This is a genomic window from Blastococcus sp. TF02-8 (assembly GCF_003319175.1).
GTDB lineage: Bacteria > Actinomycetota > Actinomycetes > Mycobacteriales > Geodermatophilaceae > Blastococcus.
Map to the genome: position 1 here is coordinate 190,080 of NZ_QOHK01000004.1, position 19,810 is coordinate 209,889.

Sequence of the window (19,810 nt, forward strand, 5' to 3'; positions counted from 1 at the left end):
CCGCGCCGCCGATCCGACGCGGGGACGACGTCGCAGGTCGGGCCGTCAGTGGCGGTCGCGCGTGGCGGCGGAGACCCGCGCCAGCGCGTCGGTGACCACCCCCGCGTCGTCACCGAGCAGGCCGAGCAGGTGGGTCACCATCGCGTCGTGCGTGGCGGCGGCCGCCGCGACCCGCTGCCTCCCCGCGGCGGTGAGCCGGGCGTGCAGCAACCGCCGGTCGCCGTCGCCCCGCTCGCGCACGACGAGCCCCTGGGCGACCAGCCGGCTGATCGTGCTGGTCACCCCCGGTCGGGAGAGCCCGACCGCCTCGGCGACGTCGCCCATCGACGCACGCTCGCCCGGCGACTCGGCGAGGCGGCGCAGCGTCTCGAAGCCGGTGAGCGAGAGGTCGTGGTGGCGGTGGAGAGCGGAGTCGACCCGCCGCGTGATGCGGTCGTGCACCTGGACGATGCGCAACCACGTCTCGGCGGGGCGGGGGGCGACTCCGGGAAGAGTGGCGGCGTCCCTGGGGACACCACGCGCGAGCGCGTCCTCGGACCGTGGCACGCCGGCCGGGTTCCCCTGATCGGGGGACGCCGAAACCGCTCAGCCGGTCGGTACGGCGTGGCGTCCGCGGCGGCCGGTCCGCTGCCGCCCGGCGACCGAGACCAGACCGCCCGTGGCCCCGACGAGGGCCACCGCGGCGGCGACGAGCGAGGCCAGCGAGACCGCGCTCCCGGCACCCGGAGCGGCCTCCCCGGCGGCGGCCACCTGGAGCTGCACGCCCGTGGAGACGGCGGAGTCCGCGCCGACCAGGTCGAGCGTGGCCGGTCCGGCCTCGGCGGCCGCCGGGATCTCGACGTCCACGGCGATCTGCCCCTCGGGGTCGGCGGTGGCCGTGGCGATCACGGTCTCCGTGCCGCGCAGCAGGACGTCCACCCGCTCGCCGGGCAGGAAGCCCGCGCCGCGCAGGGTCACGCTCTGGCCCGGCGCGACCTGGCTGGTGCCGGGCCGCCCGGCGGTCGCCCCGCCGGCCGGGCCCGACGTGCGCGAGGGGGCGTTCGTCGTCGCGCCGGTCGTCGGACGGGCCGAGCTCGACGGGGTCGTCGACCGGGGGCCCGTGCTCGTGCCCGGAGAGGAGCTGGGGGTGGTCGGCTCGACCGTGGCCGACGGCGTGGCCGGCGGGGTCGTGGGCTGGTTCGCCGGCGGGTTCGTCGCCGCCTGGCAGTCCTCGGTGGTGGGTCGGGTGAGGGTGTAGTCGGCCAGCTCGTCGACGTAGGCGGTCCCCGAGCCGTCGCGCGCGGTGAACTCCAGCCGCGGGTCGATCGTCTCGCCCGGAGCGACGTCGCCGGTCTCCAGCACGGCGCTGCCCCCGGCAGCGAGGACCGCCTCGTCCTCGCCGGCCGGCGTGCGGGTGGTGGCGAGCCGGACGGTCCAGGCCGCCGTGCCACCCGTCAGCTCGACGACGATGCCGCCGGGCTGGCAGCTGGGTCCCTGCGTCACCCGGGCGTGCGGCCGCGAGGGGTCGTCGATGGCCGCGGCCGGACCGGCGGCGGCCATGAGCACCAGGAAGAAGCCGGTCACGACACCGGCGGAGAGGGCCACGCGACCCGGCCGAGCCGACGACGTCGGTTCGGCGTTGCGCTCGAACTCGGTGCTCAGCCCAACCCCCCGTTTCGGTGCACTGAAGTTCCAGATGATGCAGGAAGTGACGCTTCGTTGCTAGCCCGTTACGCGCGTGTCGTGCGTGTCGTACGGCGTGTCGGGAATTCGTTCCCCGGACGGTCACCGGTCAACCACCGAGCGGCTACCCGGCTCCGCCGATGAGAGCGCGATCACTACGGTGGCGGCGTGGACGAAGCGGGTGCGGGACGGCGGCGGCAGAACGAGGTCTACCGAGCCGGGGTGTTCGGCCACTCCCCGGCGGTGCCGGTGGGCATCCGGCGGCTGCAGGAGAAGGCGAAGCGGGTGCTCGACGCCCGCGCCTACGCGTACGTGGCCGGCGGCGCCGGGGACGAGGCGACCCAGCGGGCCAACCGGGCGGCCTTCGACAAGTGGGCCGTCGTGCCCCGGGTCCTGCGTGACGCCGGCGTGCGCGACACCTCCGTCGAGCTGTTCGGTCGCCGGCTGCCCGCTCCCCTGCTGCTGGGCCCGGTCGGCGCCCTGGAGCTGGTGCACGCCGAGGCCGACCTCGCCGTGGCGCGGGCGGCGGCGGCGACCGGCGTCCCCATGGTCTTCTCCAACCAGGGCTCGCGGTCCATGGAGGAGTGCGCAGCCGCCATGGGCGACTCCCCCCGCTGGTTCCAGCTGTACTGGTCGACCTCCGACGAGCTGGTCGAGAGCCTGATCGGGCGCGCGGAGGCCGCGGGCTGCGAAGCGCTGGTGGTCACCCTCGACACCACAATGCTGGGCTGGCGCCCCCGCGACCTGGACCTCGGCCACCTGCCCTTCGCGCTGGGCAAGGGGATCGCGCAGTACACCTCCGACCCGGTCTTCCGCCGGCTGGTGGAGGAGCGCGCCGCAGCCGGCGGTCCGCGGGAGCCGCAGCCCCGGCCCACCCCGGCCGCGGTCAAGGCGCTGGTCACGATGGCGAAGGCCTGGCCGGGGAACTTCCGCGACAACATGCGCTCGCCGCTGCCGCGCGCCGCCGTCGAGACCTTCCTGGCCATCTACTCGCGGCCCTCCATCAGCTGGGCGGACCTCGCCTGGCTGCGCTCGCGGACGAAGCTGCCGATCCTGCTCAAGGGCGTGCTGCACCCCGACGACGCCCGGCGGGCGCTGGACGAGGGCATGGACGGGCTCGTCGTCAGCACCCACGGCGGCCGGCAGGTGGACCGCTCGATCTCGGCGCTGGACGCGCTGCCGGAGGTGCTGGGGGCCGTCGCCGGGCGGGCGCCGGTGCTGCTGGACAGCGGGATCCGCAGCGGCGCCGACGTCTTCACCGCGGTGGCACTGGGGGCGACGGCGGTGCTGCTGGGCCGGCCGTTCGCCTGGGGGCTGGCCCTCGCGGGTGAGCAGGGGGTGCGGCAGGTGATCGAGGACGTCGTCGGCGAGTTCGACCTGACGCTGGGCCTCACCGGGCACACCGCCGTCGACCAGCTCTCCCCCGACATCCTCCGCCGCATCCCCTGACGGGCGTTTCGTGCACTTTCCGCCCGGGCGGAAAGTGCACTAAACGCCCCGAGGCGGCGCTTCCGTTTCCAACTGGAGCGTGCCGGCGATCGCGTCGAAGAGGACGACGAGCTCCTCGACGACGGGCTCGGTGACCGTGCTGAACGACATCGCCAGCACGCCCTCACCGTCGGGCAACGGGACGATCCAGTCCAGCCCGGTGCTCGGGACCGACGCCTCGGCGCCGTCGACGGTGACGACGCCCCGCCGACGACGTCGGATCGCCGCCAACCCGGCCAGGCTGTCGACGTCGAGCTCGGTGACCGTGTCCGCGCTGCCCAGAGCGCCCGCCAGCTGGGCCAGCGTGCGCGGGTCGGCCGCAGCGCCCTTGTGCAGGAGTACCGAGCAGGTGGCCGTGACCGGGAGGCCCCGCATCAGGTCCAGGTGCGCGTGCACCGCCTCGACGCCGGCGTCGCGGGCCTCGCCCAGCATGCCGCGCAGCTCGACGGTGAGCCGCCGCCGAGCCGGCGCCACCTCGTCGCGGGGCAGGTGAGCGGTCCGCCGGTCGATCAACCTCCGCACCGCCGCGGCCCCGGCCTTCGCGTCCGTCGGCAGGCTGACCCAGCCCCGAGGCAGCAGCAGCGTCCAGCGCCACGCACCGGCCTGGCCACTCCGTGACTGCGCCTCCGCAGCGTTCACGAGAGCGACCAGCGCACGGTCGCGGCCAGCTCGGCCAGGGGCTCGGCCGCCGCTCCACCCTCGACGAGGTCCACGACGTACAACGACAGGGCCAGGAGGGCCCGGTGCTCGCGGTCCGGCCACAGGACGGCGCGCTGCTCGTGCACCAGCCGGGTGCCGTCGTCGTCCCGGACCACCGGTCGCCAGCGCACGGTGAGCGCCGTCCCGCTCGCGGTCTCCAGGCGGTCGACGTCGATGTCACCGAACCGCTCGGCAGCGGGGTCGACGATCGTCGTCACGACGTCGTCGTCGGTGGCGTCCGCGGCCAGCGGGAAGCCGCGGAGCAGGGCGACCGGGCCGGGCTGCAGGATGCCGGGTCCGGGCAGCAGGCTCCACGCGAGGAAGGTAGGGATGCCCTCCCGGTCCGCCTGCTCAGCCTGCCGGCGGACCAACCGTGACGTGCCGGCGATGACCGCCGCGACCTGCTCCACCCGGTCTCCGGACTGCTGTGCGGTCAGCTCACGTGCAGCGGCCGTCGCCCGCTCGTCGACGTCGCCCTCGAGCGGCAGCGGCAGCCACCGCCCGTGCCCGCCCGTCGAGATCTGCAACCCGCTCACCGGCGCACCGCTGCGGTAGGCACGATCTTCCGGGTGGCACGCCGGTCGTCCAGGGCGATGCGAACCATGTCGTGGACGCGCAACCCCAGAACCGTTCCCGAAACGCCGAGCAGCAGCAGTCCGATGGGAACACTCCACGTGAGAGCGCCGAGCGCTCCGATGACGGCGAGGCATGCTGCCACGCCGCTGAGCCAGCTGACGGAGTAGGAGATCTCGCCCCGTTCCTCGGGGCTGGCGAGCGTCCAGGGCCTGATAGCCCCCTCGTGGAGTGCTCCGACGAGCACCAGCTCACGCGCGGACACGGGCGCCTCCAGAACGGCGAGGCCGGCGTGGCGCAGGTCTCGGGCCATCTCCTCCCTGTCGCTGTGCGTAGGGGCCCAGAGCTCGGTCGCCAGAGAGGCGTACTCCCGCCCCGCATTGTCGACGAGCCGCACCACCACGGGTTCGATCACCACGGCCGTGACACCCCCGGTCGCTGGCCCCGGCAACCAGACCTCCTGTCCCCGAACGGCAAGGACGACGTCCGACGGTCCGATGTGGAGCTCCGCCACGGCCAGCCCCCGATGGACGGCCCGCTCCACGCGCGGGCGGATCACCACACGCCCATCGGCGTCCGGTGGTGTGCCGGTGCCCAGCGCCTCGGCGCGAGCTCGGGCACCGGAGAAGATGATCGGCCCGACGAGGAGCTCCGCGACCAGGACGAACGGGACACCGTCGGGGTCTCCCAGCGTGGGGAGGCACGCGAACCCGAAGATCAGAGCCAGGCCGCAGAGCCACACCGCTGCTCGACCCGGCCACGGACGCGGCGGCCTCGGGGAGAGGAGTACCTGCTTCACGTCCGCAAGGCGGGGCAGGTCGGGCGACTCCGCAGGTTCGAGCGGTCGGTCGAGGGCTCGGGCTAGGGCGTGGACGCCGACGACCTCCATCCACTCGGCCCCTGTCGACCACACGGGCGGCGACCAGTCGAGCAACGTCAGTGCCAGGAGCGGAGTGCCGTCCTGGCCGAGCAGAACCAGGAGCGGGCCGGTGAAGCGCCGGACTGCGAGCAGGCGACGGGAATCCGCTTCGCCGACGAGCAGGATCCGCGAGACCTCGCCAGGGCCCGCAACCGGTAGGACACAGCCGGCAGCGTCCGTACGCTCGACAGCACCGTCGGGGGTGACTCGGACGCGCATGCGTCGTGCCGCCGCCAGTCCGCGACCGGACAGCATCTCGGGGCGGAGCTCGGGCATCCGTTTCGCCTGGGGGTTCATCGGAACGTGCCTGGCGTCGTGCGCCCCCGCCCGCTCCCCCGTGTTCGCGAGGGCGGGGAGCCCCTCACGCGAGCACCGCAGCGGGAGGCGCGATCTTCCGGGTGGCACGCCGGACGGCGGGTAGCGCCCGTCCACCGTGAAAGGCCGTACGCAGCTCGGCGGCCCGGCTGACAACGGCACTCACTGGCTCGTCAACCGCCACATCATCCTCGATGCCGTGTCGTCGACCGATTCCTTCCAGTCGACTCCCGCGCGTTCGAGTCCGAAATCGGCCACGTCGGTGACGGCGGACCCTCGGTTGATTCCTTGAGTGACCTGCATCAGCCCCGTGAGGCGGTCGAGCCGGCTCGTGAGAGCGGCGGGGATCGGCTCAGCGCCGAGACGTTGCGCCTCCAGCAGGTTCTCGGCCAGTTCGCGATCGAGCGTGCGGGCACGCAGCGGCCATGGCGCATCAGTCACGACATCGGTCATGACCCGCTGTGCCTCAGCGGCGCCAGCGCTGCTGGCCCGCTCGGCGGCATCGTCCAGGTACTGGTCACCCCATGCGCGCAAGGGATTGGAGGGGTTCGCGATGTTCTGCGCGTTGCTGGCGCGCGAGAAATTCGGCTGCGCATGCTCCAGAGCCTCCTGCGTCGTACGTGCGGCGTCGTCAGCATGCTGCGCCACCTGGGGTCGGAGACGAGCCAGACCGTTCTTGACGACGGCACCCAGCCGACCGCCGATACCAAGGGTGACCAGGCTGATCACATCCATGATCACGTCGGTCCAGGTGGCCCCCTCGACGTCTGACAGCACCATCGCCGTGTGGATACCCAGCAGGAGCGTGGAGACGACCGCACCGGCGACGAGCGCGAAGGGTCCGGTGAAGACCATCGCCACCACGATCAAGACGATCGCGATCACCTCGAGCACGATGGCGATGACCTTGAGTACGTCGCTGATCTCTCTCACGAAACCACCGAAGTCGTTCCACCAGCGGTCGGCGCCGTGCTCACCGGCCCTCCGGATCTTGTCCGCCGTCCGGTTTGCCGCGCTCTCCAGCTCCTCCAGCGCGTTCGCCAGGCGCTGCCGGGCCGCGTCGCTCTCGTCGCCGGCGTCCGCGAGGTTCTGCTGGCGCAGGTCGTCGGCGGCCAGCTGCTCGGGCGTGGGGTCGGCGACGCCGGCGAGGCCGTCCGTGGCGTTCTGCCGCCGCTTCTCGTCGGCCTGCTCTGCCTGCGAGAGCGCGCCTGCGGACTCGTCCCGGGCGGTGGTCAGCGGTCCGACCCACGCGCGCACGGCATCGGCCAGCTCCTCGTACCGCCGTTCGGCACCGCGCAGGTCGTCGGAGAGGTCCTCGGCCGCCTCCGCGAACACCTCGGCCGCCTCGCCCGTCCAGCCCTCCAGGTTCGACAGCCGGCGCAGCTGACCGGCCAGCCGCTCGATGTCCCGCGCCGTGGACGCGTAGCCGTTGGCCAGCCGCTCGACCTCCTCGGGGCTGCCGGGCACCGGGTCGCGGTCGTGGCCCAGCAGCGACCAGTCCCCCGAGCGGGCGCTCACTGCGTCTCCAGGATGTCGGTCACCGCGGCGGCGAGCTCGTCGTCCACGCCCTCGAACGTCGACGCGCTGTCGGTCGCCATCTTCCCGACGTCGCGCAGCGAGCCGCTCAGCAGCTCGCGCTTGTCGTCCCAGCTTCCGGCGAAGTCCTCGAGCGCCTCCGCGACGGCGCGATGCCCCACGTCCTCGCGGTTCCACGAGGTGCGCGACGCCGTCCCGTCCATGGCATCCGCGAGGCCGGTCAACTCACGTCCCAAGCTGTTCAACAAGCTCGAGCTGTAGGTCAGATCTGCCACCGGTCGCCCCCTGGGTTCGCTCGACTGGAACGGACCGTATCCCGATCCCTGCGCGGCCAGCAGGGGATGACGGACACCTGGGGACAACTCCGCTCGCCCCCGTGACGGGCGTTTTGTGCACTTTCCGCCCGGGCGGAAAGTGCACTAAACGCCCCGAGGGGAGGGGTGGGGGTCGGCAGCGCGGATGATGTCCCGGTGACCGCGCCGTCCCTCCGTGCCCAGCTGTTCCGCCGCAAGCCCGTGGCGGCGCTCGTCGACGAGGGAGACGCGAGCACCGGCCTGGCCCGCCGCATGGGCCTGATCCCCTTGATGTGCCTCGGCATCGGCTCGACGATCGGCACCGGGATCTTCTTCGTGCTGAGCACCGCCGTGCCCGAGGCGGGGCCGGCCGTCGTCCTCTCCTTCGTGCTGGCCGCGATCACCGCGGCGCTCACCGCGCTCTGCTACGCCGAGCTGGCGTCGTCCATCCCGGTGGCGGGCTCCTCGTACTCCTACGCGTACGCGACGCTGGGCGAGGTCGTGGCCTACGGCGTGGGCTGGTGCCTGGTCCTCGAGTACGGCGTGAGCTCGTCGGCGGTGGCGGTCGGCTGGAGCGAGTACGTCAACCAGCTCCTGGGCGACACGATCGGCGTGCGCATCCCCGACGCGCTGTCGGCCGCGCCCGGCGCCGGCGGGTGGGTCAACCTGCCCGCGCTGGTGCTCGTGCTGATGTGCGCGCTGCTGCTGGTGCGCGGCGTGCGGGAGTCCTCGACGGCCAACGTGGTCATGGTGGCGGTGAAGATCGCGGTCCTGCTGTTCTTCGCCGTCGTCGCCTACACGGCGTTCGAGTCGGGCAACTTCACGCCGTTCGCGCCCATGGGCGTGGCCGGGATCAGCATGGCGGCCTCGTCGATCTTCTTCTCCTTCATCGGGCTGGACGCCGTCTCCACCGCCGGTGAGGAGGTCCGCGACGCCCGCCGGAACCTGCCGCTGGCGATCATCGGCGCCCTGGTGGTGGTCACCGTCGTCTACCTGCTCGTGGCGTTCGCCGCGGTGGGAGCGCAGGAGGCGGGCGCGTTCGAGGGCCAGCAGGCCGGGCTCGCGGTGATCCTGGAGAACGTGACCGGGTCGACCTGGCCGGCCATCGTCCTGGCTGCAGGAGCGGTCGTCTCGATCTTCTCGGTGACGCTGGTGACGATGTACGGCCAGACGCGGATCCTGTTCTCGATGAGCCGCGACGGCATGGTGCCGGCGTTCTTCAGCCGGGTCGACCCCCGGCGCCGCACCCCCGTGCGCGGAACGGTCTTCGTCGCGGTCTTCGTCGGCGCCCTGGCCGGGTTCGTCCCCCTGGACTTCCTCATCGACCTGACCAGCATGGGCACCCTCGTGGCGTTCACCGTGGTCTCGATCGGCGTGATCGTGCTGCGCCGCATCGCGCCGGACCTGCCCCGCGGCTTCCGGGTGCCCGGCTACCCGGTCGTGCCCGTGCTCTCGATCGCCTTCTGCGTCTACCTGATCACCGGGTTGTCCGCGACGACGTTCGTGCTCTTCGCCGGTTGGTTGGCGCTGGCCGCGGTGCTCTACGTGACCTACGCGCGCAAGCACTCGACGCTGCGGGACGACACACCGGCAAGCTCTTGACGGCGGACTGTGGCCTTGCTCACAGTGGGAGCCGGGCGGGGGCAGCCGGGAACGAGTGGCTACCCACTGCTGGGTAGACCGACCAACGCGGCCAGACCGTCAGAGCCGGCCCCCCGCCCCACTCGAACTCCTCGCCGCGCCCGTCGGGCGCCGCCGGACCGGGCAGCGTGCGGCCGGGGCGGGTTCCGGGACTCCGACCACGCCCCGGGCGCACAGCGCTCCGGGCCCCGGACGACGAAGCGGCCCCGCACTTCCGTCGAAGTGCGGGGCCGCTCGGTGTCTCAACCAGACGTGCACCCGAAGGGATTCGAACCCCTAACCTTCTGATCCGTAGTCAGATGCTCTATCCGTTGAGCTACGGGTGCGTGTGTTCAGTTGTGTTGCGCGGAGGCTCCGGGATTTGAACCCGGGATGGGGATTAACCCAAACCGCATTAGCAGTGCGGCGCCATAGACCGGACTAGGCGAAGCCTCCCGGGGTCCGAGTCACCTCGTAACCGCCGAGAAGAGACTACCAGCGCCTCGGACGGCCTCCCAGCCCGGGTCCCCGAGGGCCCGGACCGGGAGCCGCGCTCAGGCGTGGACCGACTCCCGGTGGACGACGGCAGGGCGGACGCCGCGGCCGGGGACCAGGGTGATCACCACGGCGACGGCGGCGCCCAGGCAGGCGAGCACGAGCGAACCGGGCACGCCGGCCGAGCTCTCGATCAGCGCGCCGCCCAGCGCGGCACCGACCGCCGAGGCACCGACGGTGATGGTCGAGAGCCACGTGAAGGCCTCGGTCGTGGCGTGCACCGGGGCGATGGAGCCGACCAGCGAGCTCTGCACGGTGAGCGTGGGGGCGATCGCCGTCCCGCCGAGGAAGAGCAGCACACCGAGCGCCCAGGGGCTGGAGATCCAGGCCAGCGGGGCGAGCCCGATGGTGACGCCGAAGAGCAGCCAGCGGTACTGGCGGGGCAGCGAGGCGCTGAGCACGCGGGCGCCGAACCAGAGCCCGCCGGCCACGGACCCGAGGGCCCACACGGCGAGCAGGAGGCCGGAGATGCCGGGGCGGCCGGTGGAGTCGGCGAACGCCGGGATGGCCACCTCGAGCGCGCCGAAGCCGAGCATCAGGGCCGAGCCGCTGACCAGGATGCGGGGCATGCCCGGCGAGAGGACGGTGGAGAAGAGCCCGGTCTGCGGCCCCGTCTGCGGAACCCAGGAGCGGGCGGCCCCGGCGATGCCGAGCGCACCGATCGCGCCCAGCGTGCCGGCGACCCCCACCGCCCAGGCCGGGGCGGCGAGGACGGCGAGCGCGGCGACCAGCGCCGGGCCGACGACGAAGACGAGCTCGGTGGCGGTGGCGTCGAGCGCGTAGGCGGTGCCGCGCACCCGCGCGTCGGTGCGCGACCAGAGCGCACGGACCGCGCCGGACACCAGCGGCGTGGTCGCGCCGGCCAGCCCGGAGGCCGCGACGACCGCCGCGTCCGGGGCGCCACCGAGGACGACGACGAGGAGCAGGGCGAGCAGCAGCGGGTACAGCGCGGCCTGGGTGAGCAGCACCCGGCGGGGGCCCTTGCGGTCGGCGACCCGGCCGAGGACCGGCGCCATCACGGCCGAGGCGATGCCCAGGGTCGCCGACGCGAGGCCCGCCACGGCGTAGGAGCCGGTCTGCTGCTGCACCATCAGCAGCAGCGCGAGCGGCACCATGGACGACGGAAGACGGCCGGCGAAGCCGGCGAGCAGGAGCACCGGGGCGGAGGGAAGCCGCCAGACGGTGAGATAGGCACGCACGCTGGAACTCGTTTCGCACTGCAGGGAAGGAACAGGTAGGGGGTCAAGCACCGTTGACCGCCTACGTCGTCCCACAGTAGGGACCGAACGGTAGGGAGTCAATTGAACTACGACACCTACGGGTCAAGTGCTGTCGAACTGGCCATCGACCTGGCCAACGCCGACCTTGAGCCCGTCGACGGCGTGTCACGCTTTCTGGCGTCGCACGACGAGTGGTTCACGCCCGGGACGTCGCTGGAGCTGACGCCGTCGGAGGCGGAGAAGGCCCTGGCCACGGCCCTGCTGGTGCGCGCGGTGGCGCTCGCGGAGTCGCAGCCCGAGGTGCTCACCCGGCTCAACCAGCTCCTGGCGCTGGCCCGGCCGCGCCCCTACGCGACCGACCACGACGGCGACCTGCACCTGCACTACGCGCGCCCCGACGCACCGGCGCTGGAGCAGCTGACGACGACGGTGGCCATGGGCCTCTCGCAGGTCGTCGTGCAGCACGGCTGGCAGCGGCTGGGCGTGTGCTCGGCCGAGGGCTGCGACGACGTCTACGTCGACACCTCGCGCAACGCCAGCCGGCGCTACTGCTCCAACACCTGCGCCAGCCGCTCGACGGTGGCCGCCTACCGGGCCCGCCAGAAGTCCTGACCCCGTGGAGACGCTGCTGATCGTGGGCATCGGCGCCGCCGTCGTCGCCCTCGGCCTCACCCAGCTGTGGCTGCTCCCCCGCGTCGGCGAGGTGGCGAGGCGGCGCCGGGAGGCGCGCCGACGCCGGGACGGGTGACGCCGCAGCGACCGCTAGGGCAGTCGGCCCTCCGGCCGACGTCGGGGTGCTCCGGAGCCCGGCGCCCAGGGGCGGCTCGGGCCCGGCCCGGCATCACCGGACCTGCCCTCCAGCACGCCACCGACGTAGCCCGCCTCCCGAGCGCCGTGCCCGGTGAGCAACGACTGCCGGGCGCGCTCCACGGCACCGGTCTCCGGACCGTCGACCGGCTCGGTCTGGAAGCCGCAGGAGCAGACCGCCCGCCACCGGTGGAGCCCGGACGGCCGGATCTCGGCGAGCACGTGGTCCGGGGACTGGTCCATGGCGCGAGTAAGTCGACGACGGGCGCCCAGCGACCGGACCCCGCCTCCGGCTCCTGCTCCGACGAGGGAGCTCAGGACCTCCCCAGCCGCCTGCGCTCGACGGCGCCGGTCGCCGTCACCACGCTCATCGGTGGCACGTCGCGGGCGACGACGGCGCCGGCACCGACCACCGAGCCGCGCCCGATCGTCACCCCCGGGGTGACCGTGGCCGCCGCACCGATCCAGACGTCGTCCTCGATCACGATCGGCGCGTGCGTGAGGGCGTCGAAGCGCTCGTCCGGTTCGACCGGGTGACCAGCCGTGCTCAGGGTGACCCGCGGGCCGATCAGGACGCGGTCGCCGATCGTGATCCCGCCGAGGTCGAGGAAGAAGCAGCTCTGGTTGATGAAGACCCGCTCCCCGAACGAGGCACCGAGCCCGTGGTCGCAGTAGAACGGCGGAAGGATCGTGAGCGACTCGGGCACCGGCCCGCCGAAGATCTCGGCGAGGAGGGCCCGGCGGGCGTCGACGTCGTCGAACGGCAGCTGGTTCAGCCGCGCGGTCAGGCCCATCACCACCTGCACGCGCTCGGCGAAGGCGCGCGACTCCGGCGTCCTTGTCGGTATCCGCTGCTCCCCGCGCACACGCCGATGCTGGCACGGCGAGCCGACGACGGAGCGCCCGCCGAGCCGGGCAGGATCGCGCGCCGTGTCGGACGCGCGCGCACGCTGGGATGCCGCCGGCGAGTACCTCTGGTTGCTCGTGTCGACGAGCGTGCTGGCGCTCGCCACCGTCGGGGCGGCGCGCGAGAGCTCCACCTGGCCCCTGTCGGTCGGCGGGCTGCTCGTCGTGAACGCGGTCCTCAGCGGCCGTCGGCTCGTCGCGAAGGTCCGCCGGGTGGGCTGCGACGCCGAGTGCCGGTGATCAGCACGGGCGCAGCGGGGTGTCGGGAACGCCGGAGGCACCGGTGGACCCGTGGTGATCACACCGATGCGCCGGGATGCCCCGAACGGGTCCCAGGGGATCGGCCCGCCCGCCGAACTCCACTAGCGTCGCGCGGGTGCGCTCACCCCGGGACCTCGACGCTCGGCTGCACTCCCTCGTCGGCTCGCTGCCGAGGACGCCGGCCGACCGCTGGCTGCGCCGCCTCTCCGCCTTCGCCGACCGCGGCAAGCTCTGGTTCCTGATCGCGCTGGTGCTCGGCAGCCGCCGCGGGCCGCTCCGCCGCGGCGCGATCCGGGGCATCGGCTCCATGCTCTTCTCCAGCGCCGTGGTCAACGTCGTCCTCAAGCGGCTGTTCGGGCGGGTCCGGCCGGACCTGGAGAACCTGCAGACCCACCGCCGCCTGCGCCGCGAGCCCGGCAGCCTGTCCTTCCCGAGCGGGCATTCGAGCTCGGCGGCCGCGTTCGTCACCGGCATGGCGATGGAGAGCCCCGCCGCCGGTACCGCGCTGGCGCCGCTGGCGCTGGGTGTCGGGTACTCCCGGGTGCACGTCGGCGTCCACTACCCGGGCGACGTCCTCGCCGGTCTCGCCGTCGGCAGCGCGGTCGCGGCGGCCAGCCAGCACTGGTGGCGCCGCCGCCCCACGGACCCCGCCCGGGTGCGCACCGCCCACACCGCCCCGGCGCTGGCCGAGGGCGAGGGCCTCGTGGTCGCGGTCAACCCGCGGTCGGGCCCCGACGACTACGACCCCGCCGAGGACATCCGCCGGCTCCTCCCCCGCGCCGAGGTGGTGGAGACCGGCGAGGAGGCCGGCGTCGACGAGATCCTGGGGACGGCGGCCCGCGGCGGGGCCACGGCGCTCGGCGTCGCCGGCGGTGACGGCAGCGTCGCCGCGGCCGCCGCGGTGGCTCTGGAGCACGGCCTGCCGCTGGCCGTCATCCCCGCGGGCACGCTCAACCACTTCGCCCGCGACGTCGGGCTGGAGACCCCGCAGGACGCCGTCGACGCGGTGCTGGCCGGGCAGGCGGTGAAGGTCGACGTCGCCGAGGTGAACGGGACGCCGTTCCTCAACACCTCGAGCATCGGCGCCTACCCGGAGATGGTCCGCCGCCGCGACCGCATGGCGGCCAAGCTCGGCAAGTGGCTGGCGCTCAGCCTCGCCGCCGCCCAGGTGCTGCGCACCGGGACGCCGCTGACGCTCGAGGTCGACGGCCGCCCGCTGCGCACCTGGATCCTGTTCGTCGGCAACTGCACCTACACCCCGCGCGGCCTCGCCCCGGCGTACCGCCCGCGGCTGGAGGACGGGCTGCTCGACGTCCAGTACCTGCGCGCGGACCTGCGCTTCGGGCGCACCCGCGCGGTGCTGGCCACCCTGCTGGGGGTGAGCGAGCACGCCCGCAGCTACGGGCACTTCTCCGCGGAGGAGGTGCGCGTGGTCGCGCGCAGCGGGCCGGAGCGGGTGGCCTACGACGGCGAGATGGGCGAGCCGGCGACCGAGTTCCTGTTCCGCAAGCGGGAGCCGCTCACCGTCTACTGCTGCCGCACCCGCTGACGGCGCCGCGCGAACCAGCCCAGCACGACGGCGGCCAGCACCCCGACCGCGGCACCGGTGGCATTGGTGGCGACGTCGACCAGCGAGGGCCGGCGGTCGGGCAGGAAGATCTGCGCCACCTCGACCGTCATCGACGCCGCGACGCACAGCAGCCACACCACGAGCCGGGCGACGCCGGGCAGGGCGAAGCAGAGCAGCAGGCCCGCGGGCGCGAACAGCAGCACGTTGGCCACCCGCTCCACGTCGGACGTCGTCACCCACTCGAAGCCGCCGACGTCGCGGGACAGGCGTGCGCCGCGCACGAACAGCGCACCCGGCGAGGCGCCCAGGGTCACCGACGCGAGCAGCCCGAGGTAGGCCGCCAGCCCGAGGACGGCCACCCGGCGGCTCATGGCCCCAGACGGTAGCGGTCAGCCCGCTCCGTAGAGCGCGAGCCCGACGGCGAACAGCGGCAGCGCGACGAACAGGAAGACGCCGACGGCGGTGAGCGGCTGGTCGGCGTCGGGCTCCTCCGTGCTGGGGCCGGAGCCGAGGAACGCGCGAGCCTCCATCGTCGAGGCGCGGGAGAGCATCGTGCCCCCGGTCAGCGAGAGCACGCCGCCGGCGATGGCCAGGCTGAGCCCGAGGCGGGAGACGTAGCCCTCGCCGCTCGCCGCCGCCCACAGGCCGGCAGCACCGGCGGCGATCGCACCCCACACCGCGACCATGACCGCGGCCTGCCGCAGCCCCTGGAGAACGTGCACCGCGCCAACCTACGGAGGAGCCGATGGTTCCGGAACGACGGCGCGCGCCACGTCGGGGATTGCGATATGGATCTTCCGGGCAGTGCACCCCGGACTCCCCAGTGACATCGAGGAAAGAGGTCACCATGCTCGTTCGCCGGATCGCCCGGCCCCTGCTCGCCGCTCCGTTCGTCTACGGGGGCATCAGCACGCTGCGCAAGCCGCAGGACCGCGTGCCGGGCGCCCGTCCCGTGGTGGAGAAGATCGCCGAGACCGCCGACAAGCAGCTCCCGGTCGAGGTGCCCAAGGACGTCGAGCAGTGGGTGAAGGTCGACGCCGCCGTGAAGGTGGCCGCCGGCTCGCTCTTCGCGCTCAACAAGTTCCCGCGGCTGACCGCGCTGGTGCTCTCGGCCTCGATCGTGCCGACGACGCTGGCCGGCCACCGCTTCTGGGAGCACGACGACCCGACGGAGCGCTTCGGGCAGATCTCGAACTTCCTGAAGAACAGCGGCCTGCTCGGCGGTCTGCTGCTGGCCGCCGTCGACACCGAGGGCAAGCCGTCGGTGGGCTACCGGACGCGTCGTGCGGCGAAGAAGGCCGCGGCCGCGACCGAGAAGAACGTCGAGAAGGCGCAGAAGCGCGCCGCGAAGGCCCAGAAGCAGGCCCAGAAGCGGCTGAAGAAGGCCTCCCGCTGAGCGCTCCGCTCCCGCCCGCGGCCGCGCTCCGGAGGATCGCCTTCCTCCTGGAGCGCGCCCGCGAGGCCAGCTACCGCGTGAGTGCCTACCGCACGGCCGCGGCGGTGGTCGACGGCCTGGACGAGGCGCAGCTCGACCTGAAGATCCGCACGAACACGCTCAAGGACCTCAAGGGCATCGGCCCGAAGACGGCGACGGCGATCGTGCAGGCGCACAAGGGCGAGGTCCCCGAGTACCTGGCGACGCTGGAGCAGGCCTACGCCGAGCAGCAGCCCGCCGCCGACGACGTCGCCGCGTTCCGCGCCGCGCTGAAGGGCGACCTGCACGCGCACTCGGACTGGTCCGACGGCGGCAGCCCGATCCGCGAGATGGCCGAGGCGGCGATCGCGCTGGGCCACCAGTACCTGGCGCTCACCGACCACTCCCCCCGGCTGACCGTCGCCAACGGGCTGAGCCCGGAGCGGCTGGAGAAGCAGCTGGACGTCGTCGCCGCGCTGAACGCCGAGCTCGCGCCGTTCAGGATCCTCACCGGCATCGAGTGCGACATCAATCCCGACGGCAGTCTCGACCAGACCGACGAGCTGCTCGGCCGGCTCGACGTGGTCGTGGCCAGCGTGCACTCCGAGCTGCGCGCACCGAGGGCGCAGATGACCGAGCGGATGCTGGCCGCCGTCGCCAACCCGCACACCGACGTCCTGGGCCACTGCACCGGGCGGCTGGTGATCGGCCGCAAGCAGCGCAACGGCGAGCAGAAGCCACGCCCGGAGAGCGAGTTCGACGCCGAGGCGGTGTTCTCCGCGTGCGTCGAGCACGGCACCGCCGTCGAGATCAACTCCCGGCCCGAGCGGCTGGACCCGCCGCGGCGGCTGCTGAGCCTGGCCGTGGAGCTCGGCTGCGAGTTCTCGATCGACACCGACGCGCACGCCCCCGGCCAGCTGGACTGGCAGTACAACGGCTGCGAGCGGGCGATCGAGTGCGGCGTCCCGGTGGAGCGCGTCATCAACACCCGCAGCGCCGAGGAGCTCCTCGCCTGGACCGCGGGGTAACGAGCCGCCGCAGGACGCCTTGACGGGGCGCCGGTCCCCTGCCAGCTTTCGCCTCCCGTCCCGCCCCGCCGGAGGCCGCCATGGAGCCCGTTCCCGCCGACAGCGCCGAGGCGGACGCCGCCTGCGCCGAGCTGGCCGCGATGGCCGAGCTCTCCGGCTCCCCGATCGACGACGAGCACCTGCTGGCGCTGCTGGACGAGCTGCCCGACGATCCCGGCGAGGAGCGGCTCCGCGCGCTGGTGAGCGCCACCGGCTTCACGCTGGAGACGTTCCTCGCGCCCGGCGGCGGGTGGAACGGCTCGGAGACGCCGGCCCGCCGCGGCGCGCTGGTCGGCACGCGCAACGGCCTGACCGTCACCTCGACGAAGCGGAACTGGGGCAACACCGGCTCCGACCACCACACCTCGCAGCGCTCCTCCTTCGCGGTGGACCTCTCCAACGGCACCGCGCCCACGGTGGAGATGCAGCGGGTGGCCAACCGGATCGCCGCGGCGATGGGCTACCGGTTCCCCGACAACGGGTACCTGCAGACGGCGACGACGTCGCGGGGCTACCGGGCGCAGCTGATCTACAACTCCACGGTCGTGCCCGATCACGAGAACCACGTGCACTTCGGCGTCCGCAAGGTCCGCTGACCGGTGGACATCCGGGCCGCGAACCAGCGGATCGACCTGGCGCTCAAGGCGCAGGGCTACCGGCGGGTCGCCGTCCAGGCGCTCGCCGCGCCGGCCGACATCGATCTGCGCCGGGTACCCGCGGACCTGGCCCAGGCGCTGCGCAGCGCGCCCACCACCACGTCGTGGTCGGGGCTCGCGGAGCAGATGGCGGTGCTGCGCGACGGGCTCGACATCGACGGCGCCTTCCTGCAGGGCCTCTACCTCGGGGTGGAGAAGCAGGCGCTGCGGCTGGTCGTGGTCACCGGGTACGCCGGCAGCCCGCTGGGGATGTCGCTGTTCCGCCGCAAGTTCGACTTCGCCTGGAGCACGCTGCAGTCGATGGAGCGCTTCGTGCAGACGTTCCAGCTCGACTCCAAGGTGCTGGCCCTGCTCGACGCGGCGCGCAAGAAGTACGTCACGGTGACCGATCCGGTGGCCAAGGCCGCGGTCGACCTGGTGTGGGCGCTGATCAGCACCGCGCGGGCCAGCGGTGGGCCGCAGGGGGTGTTCCTGGCGGCCTGCACGACCGGGCTCACCCAGGAGCTGGCGACGGCGCTGCGCGGCTTCGCCTTCCACCCGGGCCAGACGGGGCTGGGCGCGCAGCCGGTCCTGGAGGGCGTCGCCTGGGACTGCCGGGCGCCGGCGTTCCGCGCCGACGACCTCTACTACACGATGCTCGACGTCGTCGACGACCACCGCCTGAAGCAGGGCCTCGCCGTCTGATCCAGCGCGGTCCCACCCGTCACATCTGGCACAGAGGGTTCACAAGTAACCACGAAGGGTGATAGACACCGACCGAGCCCGAACCGGCCACTGGCTGTTCACGGCGAGTCCCCGCGCCGGTCGCGGGGCGGGGGTACACCTGATGTGGAACGGGATCGGACGCGCCTGGGCACCGGGCGACGGACGGGGAGCGGAGTGGTCGACGTGGCGCAGCCGCTGTTCACCGGAGACGCCGGGGAGACCCGGAACGACCGCCCCGCGCTGCGCTCGGTGCCGGCTCCGGCCCGGGAGCTGAAGCGCCCCTCCGCGCTGCACCTGCACTGGTTCCGGTGGAGCGGTGAGGACGCGTTCAGCGGTTCCTCGCTGTACACCTGCCGCTGCGGACAGGCCCGCTCCTCCCTCTGAGCCCAGCCGGCGCCCGGTGCGAACTACGCGCCGGTGGCTCGCTCGCCCTGTCTCCGGTCCCGCAGTCGCAGGAGCGCACCCGCCGCCGCGAGTGCGGTGTCGCCGATCCGGCCGTGCAGCGGAACGAGCCTGGTGGACAGTCTCCGGCGGCTCGGCCAGAGCTGGTTGAACAGCGTGTTGTCCGGCACCGTGGCCGAGTCACGCCAGGCGTACCGGCTCTCGTTCGCGTTCTCGACGCAGTGCAGCAGCAGCAGTTCGCCGGGACGGTGCTCGCCGAGGTCCTCGTCGTAGGCGGACTTGAAGTGGATCGACCCCTCTCCGTCGTCGAAGTCGACCCACATCGCGGTCGTCCGACCGCCGGCCTCGGCGGAGAGCACCTCCAGCCGGCCGGCGGCCCGAAGGAGGTCGCACACCTCCCGGAACCAGGCGGCATGACCGTCGGTGCAGGCGAGCGCGGTGCCCGCGCGCCCCTTCCAGCCCGACATCTCCAGGGCGAGGAACTCCTCGATCGCGCCGGGGTCGTCGGACCGGTCCACGACGCGCACCGGTCCCAGCGCCGCAGCCAGGGCCTCGCGCTGACGGCGGAGGCGGCTGTACCGGTTCTTCCGGTTCTTGCTCGGCGCCGGACCCCCGTCCCGGAGGAGGAGGGCGCGCTCGTAGGTCTTCAGCGTCAGCGACGTCCTGCCCTCCCGGGCCAGTGCCTCGTCCAGCGCTGCCGCCACGGGGCCGTCCTCGGGGAAGTAGCGGAGCAGCATCAGGGGCGCGGCCAGGGCGACGGGCGGCCGCAGTAGTGCGGCCACGGCGTCGACGGCGTGCTCCGCGTCGAGCAGTGGCCCGCCCAGGGGCCGGTACGGCTCCACCCAGCCCTGCACCACGGGGAGCGCCGATCGCCCGACGTGCACGGGCCACTCGACGGGGAGGACGCCGAGCAGCCGCTCGTCGTTCCGCACGGTCAGGATCCCTGCTCGTCCCCCTCGGGCGAGATGGGTGACCGACGGCAGCACGATCTCGGGCTCGGCGAAGAGGTTGGGTTCCGCGGAGCGCTGGGCGAGGCTCCGCCACGCGGCGACCAGGTCATCGGAGATCGCTCTGCCGGGGACGAACTCGGCCCGCCCGCGTCGAGGGCGCGACGGCTCCCGGCTCACGCGTCGGCAGCCGGC

Annotated in this window: 24 protein-coding genes and 2 tRNA genes; 11 read left to right on the plus strand and 15 right to left on the minus strand. The window is 73.4% G+C overall.

Annotated elements, in window-relative coordinates:
* Nucleotides 1-45: 45 nt before the first annotated feature.
* Complete coding sequence (locus tag DQ237_RS10145) at nt 46-456, minus strand: MarR family winged helix-turn-helix transcriptional regulator (RefSeq protein ID WP_240619551.1); 411 nt, start codon at nt 454-456, stop codon at nt 46-48.
* 129 nt (nt 457-585) lie between these two features.
* Nucleotides 586-1,584 carry a hypothetical protein gene (locus DQ237_RS10150; protein ID WP_113799756.1) on the minus strand — a complete coding sequence of 333 codons (999 nt, stop codon included), beginning with the start codon at nt 1,582-1,584 and terminating at the stop codon, nt 586-588.
* Nucleotides 1,585-1,830: 246 nt separating this feature from the next.
* Here DQ237_RS10150 and DQ237_RS10155 point away from each other — a divergent pair, with 246 nt between their 5' ends.
* Nucleotides 1,831-3,111: an alpha-hydroxy-acid oxidizing protein gene (locus DQ237_RS10155; RefSeq protein ID WP_113799758.1), complete on the plus strand. Its 1,281-nt coding sequence runs from the start codon at nt 1,831-1,833 to the stop codon at nt 3,109-3,111.
* Nucleotides 3,112-3,150: 39 nt separating this feature from the next.
* On the opposite strand, the gene DQ237_RS10160 is transcribed toward DQ237_RS10155, so the two are convergent.
* The 5 genes from DQ237_RS10160 to DQ237_RS10180 all read right to left on the minus strand — a co-directional run bounded on the left by DQ237_RS10160 (nt 3,151) and on the right by DQ237_RS10180 (nt 7,416).
* Nucleotides 3,151-3,789 carry a hypothetical protein gene (locus DQ237_RS10160; RefSeq protein ID WP_113799760.1) on the minus strand — a complete coding sequence of 213 codons (639 nt, stop codon included), beginning with the start codon at nt 3,787-3,789 and terminating at the stop codon, nt 3,151-3,153.
* Nucleotides 3,786-4,385 carry a hypothetical protein gene (locus tag DQ237_RS10165; protein WP_113799762.1) on the minus strand — a complete coding sequence of 200 codons (600 nt, stop codon included), beginning with the start codon at nt 4,383-4,385 and terminating at the stop codon, nt 3,786-3,788. The genes DQ237_RS10160 and DQ237_RS10165 overlap by 4 nt, the downstream gene beginning before the upstream one ends.
* Nucleotides 4,382-5,617 carry a hypothetical protein gene (locus DQ237_RS10170; protein ID WP_147251774.1) on the minus strand — a complete coding sequence of 412 codons (1,236 nt, stop codon included), beginning with the start codon at nt 5,615-5,617 and terminating at the stop codon, nt 4,382-4,384. The genes DQ237_RS10165 and DQ237_RS10170 overlap by 4 nt, the downstream gene beginning before the upstream one ends.
* 201 nt (nt 5,618-5,818) lie before the next feature.
* Complete coding sequence (locus tag DQ237_RS10175; protein WP_113799766.1) at nt 5,819-7,174, minus strand: putative T7SS-secreted protein; 1,356 nt, start codon at nt 7,172-7,174, stop codon at nt 5,819-5,821.
* The gene (locus DQ237_RS10180) at nt 7,171-7,416 is read right to left on the minus strand and encodes a hypothetical protein (protein WP_147251775.1); all 246 of its coding nucleotides are present in this window, start codon (nt 7,414-7,416) and stop codon (nt 7,171-7,173) included. Before DQ237_RS10180 ends, DQ237_RS10175 begins: the two co-directional genes overlap by 4 nt.
* Before the next feature lie 246 nt (nt 7,417-7,662).
* Between DQ237_RS10180 and DQ237_RS10185 the strand changes: the two genes are divergently transcribed.
* A complete protein-coding gene (locus DQ237_RS10185; protein WP_113799770.1) occupies nt 7,663-9,087 on the plus strand; it encodes an amino acid permease in 1,425 nt (474 codons plus the stop codon).
* A gap of 292 nt (nt 9,088-9,379) precedes the next feature.
* On the opposite strand, the gene DQ237_RS10190 is transcribed toward DQ237_RS10185, so the two are convergent.
* From DQ237_RS10190 to DQ237_RS10200, 3 genes are all read right to left on the minus strand, one after another.
* A tRNA-Arg gene (locus tag DQ237_RS10190) sits at nt 9,380-9,452 on the minus strand.
* A 20-nt stretch (nt 9,453-9,472) separates the two neighbouring features.
* Nucleotides 9,473-9,561 (minus strand) — tRNA-Ser (locus DQ237_RS10195).
* Between the two features lie 98 nt (nt 9,562-9,659).
* Nucleotides 9,660-10,859, minus strand: a complete 1,200-nt coding sequence (locus DQ237_RS10200) for an MFS transporter (RefSeq protein ID WP_113799772.1) — start codon at nt 10,857-10,859, stop codon at nt 9,660-9,662.
* Between the two features lie 102 nt (nt 10,860-10,961).
* Between DQ237_RS10200 and DQ237_RS10205 the strand changes: the two genes are divergently transcribed.
* Nucleotides 10,962-11,492 carry a CGNR zinc finger domain-containing protein gene (locus DQ237_RS10205; RefSeq protein ID WP_113799773.1) on the plus strand — a complete coding sequence of 177 codons (531 nt, stop codon included), beginning with the start codon at nt 10,962-10,964 and terminating at the stop codon, nt 11,490-11,492.
* A gap of 4 nt (nt 11,493-11,496) precedes the next feature.
* Entirely contained in the window at nt 11,497-11,628 is a 132-nt protein-coding gene (locus DQ237_RS20420) for a hypothetical protein (RefSeq protein ID WP_255411537.1), read from the plus strand.
* Between the two features lie 14 nt (nt 11,629-11,642).
* Here DQ237_RS20420 and DQ237_RS10210 read toward each other — a convergent pair whose 3' ends face one another.
* Nucleotides 11,643-11,930: a hypothetical protein gene (locus DQ237_RS10210; protein WP_113799775.1), complete on the minus strand. Its 288-nt coding sequence runs from the start codon at nt 11,928-11,930 to the stop codon at nt 11,643-11,645.
* A 71-nt stretch (nt 11,931-12,001) separates the two neighbouring features.
* Nucleotides 12,002-12,553, minus strand: coding sequence for a sugar O-acetyltransferase (locus tag DQ237_RS10215; RefSeq protein WP_240619552.1), 552 nt, complete (start codon nt 12,551-12,553; stop codon nt 12,002-12,004).
* A gap of 64 nt (nt 12,554-12,617) precedes the next feature.
* Here DQ237_RS10215 and DQ237_RS10220 point away from each other — a divergent pair, with 64 nt between their 5' ends.
* Together DQ237_RS10220 and DQ237_RS10225 are read left to right on the plus strand one after the other, a co-directional pair.
* A complete protein-coding gene (locus DQ237_RS10220; RefSeq protein ID WP_113799777.1) occupies nt 12,618-12,833 on the plus strand; it encodes a hypothetical protein in 216 nt (71 codons plus the stop codon).
* A gap of 136 nt (nt 12,834-12,969) precedes the next feature.
* Nucleotides 12,970-14,403 (plus strand): bifunctional phosphatase PAP2/diacylglycerol kinase family protein, encoded by a 1,434-nt coding sequence (locus tag DQ237_RS10225; RefSeq protein WP_166509562.1) that lies wholly within the window; start codon nt 12,970-12,972, stop codon nt 14,401-14,403.
* Here DQ237_RS10225 and DQ237_RS10230 read toward each other — a convergent pair.
* Nucleotides 14,382-14,795: a VanZ family protein gene (locus tag DQ237_RS10230; RefSeq protein WP_113799781.1), complete on the minus strand. Its 414-nt coding sequence runs from the start codon at nt 14,793-14,795 to the stop codon at nt 14,382-14,384. The genes DQ237_RS10225 and DQ237_RS10230 overlap by 22 nt on opposite strands.
* A gap of 18 nt (nt 14,796-14,813) precedes the next feature.
* Entirely contained in the window at nt 14,814-15,146 is a 333-nt protein-coding gene (locus DQ237_RS10235; protein ID WP_113799783.1) for a hypothetical protein, read from the minus strand.
* A gap of 125 nt (nt 15,147-15,271) precedes the next feature.
* On the opposite strand from DQ237_RS10235, the gene DQ237_RS10240 reads away from it, so the two are divergent.
* The 5 genes from DQ237_RS10240 to DQ237_RS10260 all read left to right on the plus strand — a co-directional run bounded on the left by DQ237_RS10240 (nt 15,272) and on the right by DQ237_RS10260 (nt 18,650).
* Entirely contained in the window at nt 15,272-15,820 is a 549-nt protein-coding gene (locus DQ237_RS10240) for a DoxX family protein (RefSeq protein ID WP_113799785.1), read from the plus strand.
* On the plus strand, nt 15,817-16,866 hold the full coding sequence (locus tag DQ237_RS10245) for a PHP domain-containing protein (RefSeq protein WP_113800101.1): 1,050 nt from the start codon (nt 15,817-15,819) through the stop codon (nt 16,864-16,866). Before DQ237_RS10240 ends, DQ237_RS10245 begins: the two co-directional genes overlap by 4 nt.
* 80 nt (nt 16,867-16,946) lie before the next feature.
* Nucleotides 16,947-17,501 carry a hypothetical protein gene (locus tag DQ237_RS10250; RefSeq protein ID WP_113799787.1) on the plus strand — a complete coding sequence of 185 codons (555 nt, stop codon included), beginning with the start codon at nt 16,947-16,949 and terminating at the stop codon, nt 17,499-17,501.
* Between the two features lie 3 nt (nt 17,502-17,504).
* On the plus strand, nt 17,505-18,245 hold the full coding sequence (locus DQ237_RS10255; protein WP_113799789.1) for a hypothetical protein: 741 nt from the start codon (nt 17,505-17,507) through the stop codon (nt 18,243-18,245).
* A 204-nt stretch (nt 18,246-18,449) separates the two neighbouring features.
* Entirely contained in the window at nt 18,450-18,650 is a 201-nt protein-coding gene (locus tag DQ237_RS10260) for a hypothetical protein (protein ID WP_147251776.1), read from the plus strand.
* Nucleotides 18,651-18,673: 23 nt separating this feature from the next.
* On the opposite strand, the gene DQ237_RS10265 is transcribed toward DQ237_RS10260, so the two are convergent.
* Nucleotides 18,674-19,795, minus strand: a complete 1,122-nt coding sequence (locus tag DQ237_RS10265; RefSeq protein WP_113799793.1) for a GNAT family N-acetyltransferase — start codon at nt 19,793-19,795, stop codon at nt 18,674-18,676.
* Nucleotides 19,796-19,810 lie beyond the last annotated feature (15 nt).